The organism is Streptomyces sp. NPDC006798, from assembly GCF_040635975.1.
In the GTDB taxonomy this organism is placed as follows: domain Bacteria; phylum Actinomycetota; class Actinomycetes; order Streptomycetales; family Streptomycetaceae; genus Streptomyces.
The window spans coordinates 1-13,614 of sequence record NZ_JBEYIS010000029.1; the positions used below are offsets into that span (position 1 = coordinate 1).

Genomic DNA, 13,614 nt, shown 5'->3' on the forward strand with positions numbered 1-13,614 from the left:
CGTACCCCCACCGCGTGGACTCCCTCCTCCGCCTTGCGATCCACGGCACCAGACCCCGCTCGCTGATCCAGCCTGATCCGTCAGACACGCCCTAGTCCGCCCCGCTGATCGAGCATCCCTCGCCCGGCCACGCCCTTCGCGCGGGGCCGGGCGGGGAACCGCGGCCACCCGTGGCGCACCGCGCCCCGCCGGTGGCCGCGGTTGTCGGTGGCGGCGGGGACAATGGCCGGGTGAGTACGACCGGTGTCACCCCGACCATCCCCTCGCCCGACCGCGCCGCCCGGCTCCGTGAGGCGCTCGTCGCCGCGGACTTCACCGCCGACGGCCTGCTCGACCGGCTGGGGGCCACCGCCTATGCCGCCCTGGCCCGGAGCGAGACGGTGCCCGCCGTGCGCGCCACCCGCGGTGACACCCCGCTGGACGCCCTCGTCCGGCTCTTCCTGCTCCAGGGTTCCGTCGCCGCCGACGCGGTCCGGGCCGTTCTCCCCCTCGACGAGTGCCTGGCGGACGGCTGGCTCGTCTCCGACGGCCCGGCGGGCTCCGGCGGTGCGACCGTCCGTGCCGCGGCGGACGTCCGGCCCTACGGCGGCCCCGAGGGCGAGGACTGGTTCATCGTCTCCGACCTGGGCTGCGCGGTCGGCGGCGCGGCGGGCGCGGGCGGCCAGGACGAGGGCGTCGTCCTCGGCGTCGGCGGCGCCTCCACGACCCTCGCCGGAATCACCGTACGGACCCCCGTCGCCACCGCCCTCGACCTGGGCACCGGCTCCGGCATCCAGGCGCTGCACGCCGCCCGCCACGCCACCCGGGTCACCGCCACCGACCTCAACCCGCGGGCCCTCGCCTTCACCCGGCTCACCCTCGCCCTGTCGGGCATGCCGGAGGCCGAGCTGCTGGAGGGCTCCCTCTTCGAGCCGGTCCCGGCCGGGGCGGCGTACGACCTGATCGTCTCCAACCCGCCGTTCGTGATCTCGCCCGGCGCCCGGCTGACGTACCGGGACGGCGGAATGGGCGGCGACGACCTCTGCCGCACGCTGGTCCGGCAGGCGGGGGAGCGGCTGAACGACGGGGGGTACGCCCAGTTCCTGGCCAACTGGCAGCACGTCGAGGGCGAGGAGTGGCAGGACCGGGTCCGCTCCTGGGTCCCCGCGGGCTGCGACGCGTGGATCGTCCAGCGCGAGGTGCAGGACGTGACGCAGTACGCCGAGCTGTGGCTGCGGGACAGCGGCGACCACCGGGGGGACCCCGGGCGGTACGCCGCGCGGTACGAGGAGTGGCTCGACGAGTTCGAGGCGCGGCGCACCAAGGCGGTCGGCTTCGGCTGGATCACCCTGCGCAAGTCGGGCGCGGACCGGCCGTCGGTGGTGGTGGAGGAGTGGCCGCATCCGGTGGAGCAGCCGCTCGGCGACACGGTCGTGGCGCACTTCGCCCGCCAGGACTATCTGCGGACGTACGACGACGCGGCGCTCCTCGCCGATCACTTCGTGCTCGCGCCGGAGGTCGTCCAGGAGCAGGTCGGGCCGCCGGGCGCGGAGGATCCCGAGCACGTGGTGCTGCGGCAGAACCGCGGGATGCGCCGGGCGACCAGGGTCGACACGGTGGGCGCGGGGTTCGCGGGCGCCTGTGACGGGACGCTCGCGGCCGGCCGGATCCTCGACGCCATCGCCCAGCTCCTGGGCGAGGACCCGGTGCTGCTGCGGGACCGCACCCCGGCGGCGCTGCGGGCGCTGGTGGGGGAGGGGTTCCTGGAGCCGCTGGATGTACGGGGTCACTAGGGCGCCGGACTTCAGCCCTTCGGGTCCCTGGGGCGCCGGTACTCCGCCTCGCCGGGTCCTGACGGGCCGGTACTTCGGTCCGCCGGGCCCGGAGGGCGTCGGCGCGGCGCCCGTCCCGAGTCCCGGCCCGGCTCTCCGGGCGCGGCCGTGGCGAGGGCCGCGACTCGGCCAGGCGTCCGGCTCCGTCCCCGAGGCCCTTCAGGGGCCGTTCCGGGGCTGGGCCGGTGCTTTCGGGCGGGCGTACACCCCGGGCCGGGGACGGCGAATCGGCCAAAATTCGATGGCCGTCACATGCGAGTGATCCGTGAGGCAACGGGTCGTACCCCGTGCCGCACCGGCGTGGCGGCCTTGCCCGCGAGCCTTGTTCTGTCGTAAGGACCTGCGTTCGGCGGTCCGGCCGTCCGGTAGGCGGCGGGTCGACCGGTCGGCGCCGTGACCCGTACTCCGTTCTGTGTAGACGGCACCGACGCGAACCCGATGCCTCGGCTCGGGGTCCGGACCCCTGTTCCGTACGTACCGCCGCGCCCGGGCCCGACTCGATCCCGCTCCGAATCCGGCCCCGAATCCCGCCCCGGTCCCGGCCCGGCCCCGCCCGGTCCCGGCCCGTGGACGCATGGCGGGGCCACGCGGGTGAACCCCCGGGCCGTTCACCCGGAATTCGCGACTCCGCCGCTCGGAGCTGCCAGCCTCGGGAGTCCGATACGGCCCCGGACCCGAGCGTCCGGTAACGGCCCCGGCGCCGGACGCCCCAGGGCGCAGACGGCCTCGAAAGGGTGACGAAAGGGCGGGAAGCGGGCATGGAAAGCGGTCCGGCGATCTTCGCGGCGTTGGCATTCGGGCTGTTCGGGGCGGCACTGCTGGTCTGGACAGGGGTACGGACGGCCCACCGGTCTCCCGTCGCCGCAGGCGTGAGCCCCGTCAGGGCCGCCGCGGTCACGGCCCTCGCCGGGGCGGTCTGCCTCGGCCTCGGACTGTGGTGCCTCACCCGGATCTGACCCGGAGCCGACCCGGGCGGCCCCGCGCCGGACCCGACCCGGACCCGCCGCTGCCCCCGGGCGGCCCTCTCCCCTCTCACCCGCCGCCGGACCACCCCACCCCCACCCCCACCCCGCCCCGACCGCCCGGACCCGTCCCGACCGGATCGCCCCGGCCCCGCCCGGGCCGGATCCCGTCCCCGTCCCGCCCGTCGCCGCGCCCGCCGGAATCACCCGTGTGAACATGTCCCCATCAGGGGCCGGGCCGGATCCGCCCCCGGGCCCGCCGGAGGGATCCAGCCCACCGGCGTACCGGTCCGGGCGGCAGGAACCGCCGGTCTCGGGTTACCGTTCGAGTGGCCGTTGCGGGCTTTCGCCGTTTGACACGGGGGCGGGTTGTACCGTCACACTCCGCAGCGACGGCACCAGCGCGCCGCGCCACACCGCGCCCGCGCCGCCGGCCCGGTCCCAACCCGGGGCCGTGAACCGCATACGTTCCACCGCTCCACCCCAAGACGAAGACCGAACACGCCGAAGACGCGGCGGGCCCAGCACGCGGTGGGCCCGGACCCGCCCACCGCGCGACGACCGGAGAGAAGAACCACGTTGTCCCCGACCAGCGAGACCGCACAGGGCGGTCGCCGACTCGTGATCGTCGAGTCGCCTGCCAAGGCGAAGACGATCAAGGGCTACCTCGGCCCCGGCTATGTCGTCGAGGCGAGCGTCGGGCACATCCGCGACCTCCCCAACGGCGCCGCGGAGGTGCCCGAGAAGTACACCGGCGAGGTCCGTCGCCTCGGTGTCGACGTCGAGCACGACTTCCAGCCGGTCTATGTCGTCAATGCCGATAAGAAGGCCCAGGTCAGGAAGCTCAAGGAGCAGCTCGCCCAGAGCGACGAACTCTTCCTCGCCACCGATGAGGACCGCGAGGGCGAGGCCATCGCCTGGCATCTCCTCGAAGTCCTCAAGCCCAAGGTCCCGGTCCACCGGATGGTCTTCCACGAGATCACCAAGGACGCGATCCGCGCCGCCGTGGCCAATCCGCGCGAGCTGAACCAGCGGATGGTCGACGCGCAGGAGACCCGCCGGATCCTCGACCGGCTCTACGGCTACGAGGTCTCCCCCGTGCTGTGGAAGAAGGTCATGCCGAAGCTGTCGGCGGGCCGGGTGCAGTCCGTGGCGACCCGGCTGGTCGTCGAGCGGGAGCGGGAGCGGATCGCTTTCCGCTCCGCCGAGTACTGGGATCTGACCGGCACCTTCGCCACCGGCCGGACCGGCGACGCCTCGGACCCGTCGTCCCTGACCGCCCGGCTGGCCTCGGTCGACGGCCGCCGGGTCGCCCAGGGCCGGGACTTCGGCTCCGACGGGCAGCTCAAGTCCGCCTCCGCCGGTCAGGTGCTCCACCTGGACGAGGCGAACGCGCGGGCGCTGGCCGCCGCGCTGGAGAACGCCGCGTTCGCGGTGCGCTCGGTGGAGTCGAAGCCGTACCGCCGCTCCCCGTACGCCCCCTTCCGGACCACGACCCTCCAGCAGGAGGCGTCCCGGAAGCTCGGCTTCGGCGCGAAGGCGACGATGCAGGTCGCCCAGAAGCTGTACGAGAACGGCTTCATCACCTATATGCGTACGGACTCCACGACGCTCTCCGACACCGCGGTCGCCGCGGCCCGGGCGCAGGTCACGCAGTTGTACGGGGCCGACTATCTGCCCGACCGGCCGCGGACGTACGCGGGCAAGGTGAAGAACGCCCAGGAGGCGCACGAGGCGATCCGTCCTTCGGGTGATCGTTTCCGCACCCCGGCCGAGACCGGCCTCAGCGGCGACCAGTTCCGGCTCTACGAGCTGATCTGGAAGCGGACCGTCGCCTCCCAGATGAAGGACGCGGTCGGCAACTCGGTCACCGTCCGGATCGCGGGCACGGCCTCCGACGGCCGGGACGCCGAGTTCACCGCCTCCGGCAAGACGATCACCTTCCACGGCTTCATGAAGGCGTACGTCGAGGGCGCCGACGACCCGAACGCCGAGCTGGACGACCGCGAACGGCGGCTGCCGCAGGTCGGCGAGGGCGACGCGCTGCGCGCCGACGAGATCACCGTCGACGGCCACGCCACCAAGCCGCCCGCCCGTTACACCGAGGCGTCGCTGGTCAAGGAGCTGGAGGAGCGCGAGATCGGGCGGCCGTCCACGTACGCCTCGATCATCGGCACCATCCTCGACCGCGGCTATGTCTTCAAGAAGGGCACGGCGCTCGTCCCGTCCTTCCTCTCCTTCGCCGTGGTCAATCTGCTGGAGAAGCACTTCGGCCGGCTGGTCGACTACGACTTCACCGCCAAGATGGAGGACGACCTCGACTGCATCGCCCGCGGCGAGGCCCAGGCGGTGCCGTGGCTGAAGCGTTTCTACTTCGGCGAGGGCGCGGCGGCCGGCGGCGCGGCGGCCGCCGAGGGCTCCGCCGCGGACGCGGGCAACGGCGACGGCGACCACCTGGGCGGGCTGAAGGCCCTGGTCACGGACCTGGGCGCGATCGACGCCCGGGAGATCTCCAGCTTCCCCGTCGGCGAGGGCATCGTGCTCCGCGTCGGCCGCTACGGGCCCTATGTCGAACGCGGCGAGAAGGGCGAGGAGGGCCACCAGCGGGCCGACGTCCCCGAAGACCTGGCGCCCGACGAGCTGACCCCGGAGCACGCGGAGGAGCTGCTGGCCAAGCCGAGCGGTGACTTCGCCCTGGGCAAGGACCCCGTCTCCGGCCACGAGATCGTCGCCAAGGCGGGCCGCTACGGCCCCTATGTCACCGAGGTCCTCCCCGAGGGCACCCCGAAGACCGGCAAGAACGCGGTGAAGCCGCGGACCGCGTCCCTCTTCAAGACCATGTCGCCCGACACGGTCACCCTGGAGGACGCCCTGCGGCTGATGTCGCTGCCGCGGGTGGTCGGGACGGACGGCGAAGGCGTGGAGATCACCGCGCAGAACGGCCGGTACGGCCCCTATTTGAAGAAGGGCACCGACTCCCGGTCGCTGGAGACCGAGGAGCAGCTCTTCACCATCACCCTCGAGCAGGCGCTGGCGATCTACGCCCAGCCCAAGCAGCGGGGCCGGGCCGCCGCCAAGCCCCCGCTGAAGGAGCTGGGGACCGACCCGGTGAGCGAGCGGCCGGTCGTGGTGAAGGACGGCCGGTTCGGCCCGTACGTCACCGACGGCGAGACCAACGCGACCCTGCGGACCGGCGACAGCGTCGAGACGATCACGCCGGAGCGGGGTTACGAGCTGCTGGCGGAGAAGCGGGCGAAGGGGCCCGCGAAGAAGACGGCGAAGAAGGCCGTCAAGAAGACCGCGGCCAAGAAGACCGTCGCGAAGAAGACGGTGGCCAAGAAGACGGCCGCGAAGAAGACGGCGGCGAAGAAGACCACGGCCACCGCGAAGAAGACGGCGGCGTCGAAGACGTCGGCGGACGAGTAGCGGTGATGTCCGAAGGCCCGTGTCCCCGGTGGGGGGCGCGGGCCTTCGGCATGTACGGGGCCGGGGGCTTCGGGGGTCCGTCCGGTACGGGGCTCCGGCGCTGTGGTGATCCGTACCGTACGGGTACTCCGCCTCGCCGCCCTCGCCCGTCCCGTACGGACCTCCGCGCCGACCGCTCCCGGTGGCGGCCCCTGAACCTCTCCGCGGCGGCTCCGGCCTCCGGGAGATTCGGCACGGGCCCTTCGGAGGAGCCGCGGCCCGCGCGCTATCGGTGATTTGCCGCGCAGCTCCCGCGCCCCCGCGCCCCTCCCCGCGCCCCTCCCCGCGCCCCTCCCCCTTCCCCGCCCGTGGCCCTTCGCCCTTCGCGCCGCGTGAGCGGGGACGTACACCCCGTATCGGACGGTTCGACCGCGCGGCACGCCGGGCGGTCATCTGTTCGGGCGCGACTCCGGGGGCGGTGGCTGTCCGGCTAGGCTGGGCGGATGACGCGAGCCGAGCAGCCAGCCGAGCCGAAGGCGGTCGAGAGCGCCGACTCAGAGACTGCCGAGGGCTCGACCGCAGTACACCCCACCGGCGCCGACGACGCACTCGCCGCCGACTCCCGGGAGCGCGCCCTGCGCGCCCTGCTGAGAATCCCGTCGCTGCGACGGCTGTGGCACGCACAGATCGCGGGCGGTGTCGCGGACGCCGTGGCCCTCCTCGTCCTCGTTCTGCTGACCCTTCAGGCGGCGATCTCCGACGGCACCTTCGGCGACGGATACCGGGGCGCGGCCTTCGCCGTGGCCGCCGTGCTCGGCGCACGGGCCCTCAGCACGGTCCTGTTCGGGGCCGTACTCCTCGGCCCGCTGACCAAGCTCACCACGCCCCCGGGCCCGCTCGACCGGCGCTGGACCATGCTTGGCGCGGACGGGCTCCGGCTCGCCCTGCTGATCGTCGCGCCGCTGTGGATCGACTGGACCCCCGCGAACGCGACCCTGCTCCTCCTGGTGACCGTCTTCGTCACCGGCGGCGCGGAACGCTGCTGGACCGTGGCGCGGGACGGCGCCGCGCCCGCCCTGCTCCCCGCGCCGCCGCCCGAGGGCGCGGCCGTCCGCCCGCTGCCGGACCATCTCGACGCGCTGCGCGGGCTGTGGCTCCGTACCTCTTTCGCGGTGATCCCGGTCGGCGCCGCCGTACTGCTGGCCGCCGTACTCGCCGGTGAACTGATCGGCCTGGGCTCCGACTGGTTCGAGACCCATCAGGCCGCCCTCGGCTCGTATGTCGCAGCCGGGCTCTTCGCCGCGTCCGCCTCGGTGCTCTGGGCCGTCGAGCTGCCGGGCGGCCGGACGCCCCGGCCGCGCTCCCCGCTGGAGGGGCTGCGCAGGCCGCTCGCGGCCGGAAGCCCGGACGGCGGACGGGTCACCGACAAGGGCAGGACCGGGGCCGTACCGCTGTTCGTCCTCGCCTGCGCGGCCGTCGCCGCCGCGATCGCGGCCACCGTCGCCGTCTCCGTACTCCACGCCTACGACCTCGGCGGCGGCCCCGCCGCCTACGCGCTGCTGGTCCTCGCCCTGACCGGCGGTACGGGTCTCGGCATCAGGACCGCGCGGGGCGTACTGCCCGCGCTCTCCCGGCGCCGGCTGCTCGCCATCGCCGTCGCCGTCACCGGTGTCGCGCTGCTGGCGATGGGCCTGGTGCCGGACACGGCGACCGTCCTCTTCCTCGCCCTGACCGCCGGATACGCGGCCGGGGTCACCGCCGCCACCGGCCACGCCCTGATCGACCAGGAGACCGAGGAGCCCCGGCGGGCCCGGATGACGGACCATCTCCAGGCCGTCGCCCGGGTCGCGATCGGCCTGGGCGCGCTGGTGGCGCCCCTGGTGGCCGCGGCCATCGGACCGCACCGGCTCGCGGGCGGCGATGTCGTCTTCGCACACGGCGGCGCCGCGTTCACACTGATGCTGGCGGGCGCGCTGCTGCTGCCGGTCGCCGCGGTCGTCCTCGCCAAGGGCGACGACCGGTCCGGCGTACCGCTGCGCCGGGACATCGGGGACGCGCTGCGGCGCGGCGCCGACCCGAAGCAGGCCGTTTCGCCGACCGGTTTCTTCATCGCCGTCGAGGGCGGCGACGGGGCCGGGAAGTCCACCCAGGTCGAGGCGCTCGCCACCTGGATCCGGGCCAAGGGCCACGAGGTCGTCGTCACCCGCGAACCGGGCGCCACGCCCGTCGGCAAGCGGCTCCGCTCCATCCTGCTCGACGTCTCGTCGGCCGGTCTGACCAGCCGCGCCGAGGCGCTGCTGTACGCCGCCGACCGCGCCGAGCACATCGGTTCCGTGGTCCGGCCCGCCCTCGAACGGGGCGCGGTCGTGATCACCGACCGGTATATCGACTCGTCGGTCGCCTACCAGGGCGCCGGGCGCGATCTGGCGCCGACGGAGATCGCCCGGATCTCCCGCTGGGCGACGGACGGACTCGTTCCGCATCTGACGGTGCTGCTGGACGTGGCGCCGGAGACCGCGCGCGAGCGGTTCACCGAGGCGCCGGACCGGCTGGAGTCGGAGCCGGTCGAGTTCCATCAGCGGGTCAGGGCCGGGTTCCTGACGCTGGCCGCCGCCGACCCGGGGCGGTACGTGGTCGTGGACGCGGGCCAGGAGCCCGAGGCCGTCACCACTGTCGTACGACACCGGCTCGACCGGATGCTGCCCCTCTCCGAGGCCGAGATCAAGGCCCGCGAAGAGGCCCGCAGGGCGGCCGAGGAAGAGGCCCGGCGGAAGGCGGAGGAAGAGGCCGCCCGCAAGGCCGAGGAGGAGCGGCTGGAGCGCGAGCGGCAGGAACAGCTCGCCCGGCTGCGCGCCGAGGAGGAGGCGCGGCGCCAGGCCGAGGAGGAGGCCGCGCGGCAGCGCGAGGCCGAACGGCAGGCGGAGGAGGCGCGGCAGCGCGCCGAGGAGGCCCGTCGCCTCGCGGAGGAGGAGCGCCGCAGGCGGGAGGCCGAGGAGAAGGCCCACCGCGAGGAGCAGGAACGGCTCCGCAAACTCGCCGAGGAGCAGGCCCGGCTGCGGGCCGAGGCCGAGGAGCGGCGGCTGGAGAAGCAGCGCAAGGCGGAAGAGGCGCTGATCAAGGCCGAGCAGGCCCGGCAGGCGGCCGAGCTGGAGGCCGCGCGGCTGCTGGCGGAGGCCGAGGCGGTCCGCGCGGCGGCGGCGAAGGCCGAGGAGGACGCGCGGCGGCGGGCCGAGGAGCAGGCGGCGGAGGAGGCCAGGCGCCGGGCGGAGACCCGGACGACGGAGCTTCCGGTGCCGCCGTCGGATGCGGCTTCGGACGCGGCATCGGCTTCGGACGCGGTTTCGGCGAACGAGGTGACCGTACCGACGCCGATCGTCCGGCCGGACGACGAGACGCATGAGATCCCGCAGGTCGCGCCGCTGCCGGAAGGGCATGTGACGGGGCGGGTGGTCCTGAGCACGGACGAGACGGCGGTGCTGCCGCCGGTCCGGGACGCCGACGAGACGGCGGTGCTGCCGCCGGTCCGGGACGCGGAGGAGACCGCCGTACTTCCGCCCGTACGGGGGGACTCGCCCGCCGACCGCGTACCGCAGGACATCTTCCGCAAGGACGACGGCGACGGCAGCGACGGGAACGACGGCACAAGTACTGGTGCCGGTTCCGGCGAGGTCGGACCGAACGACCGTACGCGGGAGCTTCCGCTGGTCGACCCGGGTGATGGCGGCTCCGGCGCGGCGGCCGAAGCGCAGGGCGGCCGACGCCGTCCCGACTGGGCGGAGGAGACGCCGATGGACGATCTGCCGACGCTCGCCGACGAGCTCTTCGGGGGGCACCGGGACGACGGTGACGAGCCCGGCGGGCGCGGCGGCAAGGGCGGCAAGGGCAGTCCGCGCGGCAGGCGCTGAGCGGTACGGCGGGCGTACGGCCCCGGAGCCGTACGCCCCTGCCCCACTCCGCCGCTGACGTGCGCGTTCCCGCGTTGTCACACCCACCCGCCACAATGAGAACCACGCGGCACGGTTCCGGACCACCCCCCGGGACCGGCGCCGCGGGCATGATCGTGTCCGTTGCCGCGGGCTGGGAAGGAGGGGGTGACGTATGACGGTATGGGACGACCTCGTCGGTCAGGACCGGGTGGCGGAGCAGCTCACGACCGCCGCGCGGGACGCCGACGCGCGGGTGACCGCCGAAGCGGAGGGCACGGCTCCGCCGGAGGCGTCCAAGATGACGCATGCCTGGCTGTTCACCGGCCCCCCCGGCTCCGGCCTGGCCACCGCGGCCCGGTCCTTCGCGGCGGCGCTGCACTGCGTCAGCCCCGACCGGGCGCTCGGCGGCGTTCCGGGCTGCGGATTCTGCGACGGCTGCCATACGACCCTGGTCGGGACGCATGCCGATGTGGAGATCGTCCGTACGGACCTCCTCTCCATCGGGGTCAAGGGGACGCGGGAGCTGGTCCGCCGGGCCCAGCTCTCCCCGGCCGGCGGCCGCTGGCAGGTGATCGTCCTGGAGGACGCCGACCGGCTCACCGAAGGCGCGGGCAATGTGCTGCTGAAGGCCGTGGAGGAGCCCGCGCCCCGGACGGTCTGGCTGCTCTGCGCGCCCTCTCAGGAGGACGTGCTGCCGACGATCCGCTCCCGCTGCCGCCATCTGACGCTGCGGACGCCGCCGGTCGACGCGGTCGCCGACATCCTCGTCCGGCGGGACGGTATCGAGCCCGACGCCGCGCGGGCGGCGGCCCGGGCCACCCAGGGCCATATCGACCGGGCCCGCAGACTGGCCACCGACCAGGGGGCCAGGGCGCGCCGGGCGACCGTACTGAAACTCCCGTTGCGGGTCGCGGACGTCGGAGGTGCCCTCAAGGCGGCCCAGGAACTGATCGACGCGGCGGCGGAGGACGCCAAGCAGGTCGCCGACGAGGTCGAGACCAGGGAGACCGAGGAGCTGAGGGCCGCGCTCGGCGCCGCCCAGGGCGGCCGGATGCCGCGCGGCACGGCCTCGGCGATGAAGGAACTGGAGGACCGGCAGAAGAAGCGCCGGACCCGGACGCAGCGGGACAGCCTCGATCTGGCACTGAGCGATCTGACGGGTTTCTACCGGGATGTCCTGGCGCTCCAGCTCGGCAGCGGTCTCGCCCTCGCGAACACGGACGTCCGGGACGCCCTCGACCGGATCGCCCGTGACTCCACGCCCGAGGCCACCCTGCGCAGGATCGAGGCGGTCCTGTCGTGCCGGGAGGCGCTGGGGGCGAATGTGGCGCCGCTGCTGGCGGTGGAGGCGATGACGATGTCGCTCAGAGCGGGCTGACGGGCCCCGCTGCGGACCCCGTGTCCCCGGACATACCGCCCCTCGCTCCCTTGTCCGGCCACTCCCGCCGTGATTCACCCTTACGAGCCGTACGGCGGCGGCGCGAGGGCCCGATACGAGAGGTTCGTCGCCTAGGCTCCGGGAATGGACCATCGCCGTTTGCTCCGCAGTTCCGCTCTCGCGCTGGCAGCCACGGGCCTGTTGCTCTCCGGCTGCACCGGCTCGGGCACCGGCGACAGAGCGTCGGCGGCCCCGGCCGGAGGGTCGGGGCAGGGGGCGAAGTCGTCGCCGTCGGCGGAGCTGAAGCCGTTCTACGGCCAGAAGCTGTCCTGGCGGAAGTGCGGCACCTCCGGCTTCCAGTGCGCCACCCTCGAAGCCCCCCTCGACTACGACGCGCCCGGCGGCGAGAAGATCGAGCTGGCCGTGGCCCGCAAGAAGGCCACGGGCCCCGGCTCCCGCCTCGGCTCCCTGCACGTCAACCCGGGCGGCCCGGGCGGCTCGGCGGTCGGCTTCCTCCAGTCCTACGCGGCCCTCGGCTACCCCGCGCCCGTCCGCGCCCGCTACGACATGGTGGCGATGGACCCGCGGGGCGTGGCCCGGAGCGAGCCGGTGGAATGCCTCGACGGCAAGGCGATGGACGCCCACACCCAGGTCGACCAGACCCCGGACACGGCACTGGACGCGTCGGCGTTCCACACGGCCCTGAAGAACTTCGCGGCCGGCTGCGAGAAGAAGTCCGGCAAGGTCCTGCCGCATGTCTCCACCGCCAACACGGCCCGTGACATGGATATCTTCCGGGCGGCCCTGGGCGATACGAGGCTGACGTACGTCGGCGCCTCCTACGGCACCTTCCTCGGCGCGACCTACGCCGAACTCTTCCCGGCCCGCACCGGTCGGCTGGTCCTGGACGGGGCGATGGACCCGTCGCTCTCGGCCCGGCAGCTCAACCTGGACCAGACGGAGGGCTTCGAGACGGCGTTCCGGTCGTTCGCCGAGGACTGCGTGGCACGCGAGGACTGCCCCCTCGGCCGTACCTCGGTGACGGCCGCCGGACAGCGCCTGAAGAAGTTCTTCACGGACCTCGACCAGCGCCCCGTCCCCACCGGCCAGAGCCGTGAGCTGGGCGAATCCCTGGCGACCACGGGCGTTCTGGCCGCGATGTACGACGAAGCGGCCTGGCCCCAGCTCCGTACGGCGCTCTCCGCCGCGATGGACGGCCGGGGCGAGGGCCTGCTGACCCTCGCCGACGCCTACTACGAGCGGGACCCGGACGGCACGTACTCGAATCTGATGTTCGCCAACGCGGCCGTGAACTGCCTGGACGCCCCGCCCGCCTTCTCCCGCGAGGCGGAGATGCACGCGGCGCTCCCCGACTTCGAACGAGTCTCGCCGGTCTTCGGCCGGAACTTCGCCTGGGCGGCCCTGAACTGCACCTACTGGCCCACCCCCGCCACCGGCACCCCCCACCGCGTCACCGCCGACGGAGCCCCCCCGATCCTGGTCGTCGGCACCACCCGCGACCCGGCGACCCCCTACAAGTGGTCCCGCGCCCTCGCGTCCCAGCTCTCCTCCGGCCGCCTCCTGACCTACGACGGCGACGGCCACACGGCTTACGGCCGAGGCAGCGACTGCGTGGACACGGCGATCAACACCTACCTCCTCGAAGGCCAGGCCCCCAAGGACGGCAAACGCTGCCGCTGACCCCCGCCCCCGCCTGTCCTCCCAGGTCGGAGCCGGGATGGTCCGGGGCACCCACCGGAACCCTGTAGACTCAGCACCGCTGCTGATGCCAGTGTTCTCCTGCGGGGCGCACTGCGCCGTCGCGGCTTGCCGCCTTAGCTCAGTTGGCCAGAGCAACGCACTCGTAATGCGTAGGTCTCGGGTTCGAATCCCGAAGGCGGCTCAGTCAAAAGCCAGGTCAGACTCCGTCTGACCTGGCTTTTTCTGTGGGCAGGACCCCTGGGCGGGGGCGTTCGGGCCCGTACCGGTGGTGCATTCGGCCGTTGTCGGAGTCCGGCCGGGGGTCGGCTCGGCCAGGCGGGCGGGGGGTGGGTCGGCCGCCGGGGTGTACGGGAGCGGTGGTTTTCGGCCATCGGCGTGGTCGGCGACAACGTGGACCGGTCTTGATCACT

6 protein-coding genes and 1 tRNA gene are annotated in these 13,614 nt (G+C 73.9%); all 7 read left to right on the forward strand.

What is annotated here, in order from left to right; translation table 11 throughout:
• The first annotated feature begins 230 nt into the window (after positions 1–230).
• The 7 genes from ABZ714_RS20505 to ABZ714_RS20535 all read left to right on the forward strand — a co-directional run bounded on the left by ABZ714_RS20505 (position 231) and on the right by ABZ714_RS20535 (position 13,385).
• Complete coding sequence (locus ABZ714_RS20505; RefSeq protein WP_358826692.1) at positions 231–1,772, forward strand: methyltransferase; 1,542 nt, start codon at positions 231–233, stop codon at positions 1,770–1,772.
• A 797-nt stretch (positions 1,773–2,569) separates the two neighbouring features.
• Entirely contained in the window at positions 2,570–2,767 is a 198-nt protein-coding gene (locus ABZ714_RS20510; protein WP_358826693.1) for a hypothetical protein, read from the forward strand.
• Between the two features lie 585 nt (positions 2,768–3,352).
• Positions 3,353–6,199, forward strand: coding sequence for a type I DNA topoisomerase (gene topA / locus ABZ714_RS20515; RefSeq protein ID WP_358826694.1), 2,847 nt, complete (start codon positions 3,353–3,355; stop codon positions 6,197–6,199).
• A 482-nt stretch (positions 6,200–6,681) separates the two neighbouring features.
• Positions 6,682–10,083, forward strand: coding sequence for a dTMP kinase (tmk, locus tag ABZ714_RS20520; protein WP_358826695.1), 3,402 nt, complete (start codon positions 6,682–6,684; stop codon positions 10,081–10,083).
• A 193-nt stretch (positions 10,084–10,276) separates the two neighbouring features.
• Complete coding sequence (locus ABZ714_RS20525) at positions 10,277–11,482, forward strand: DNA polymerase III subunit delta' (protein ID WP_358826696.1); 1,206 nt, start codon at positions 10,277–10,279, stop codon at positions 11,480–11,482.
• 144 nt (positions 11,483–11,626) lie between these two features.
• Positions 11,627–13,183: an alpha/beta hydrolase gene (locus ABZ714_RS20530; RefSeq protein WP_358826697.1), complete on the forward strand. Its 1,557-nt coding sequence runs from the start codon at positions 11,627–11,629 to the stop codon at positions 13,181–13,183.
• Positions 13,184–13,311: 128 nt separating this feature from the next.
• Positions 13,312–13,385 (forward strand) — tRNA-Thr (locus ABZ714_RS20535).
• The last annotated feature ends 229 nt before the right edge of the window (positions 13,386–13,614 follow it).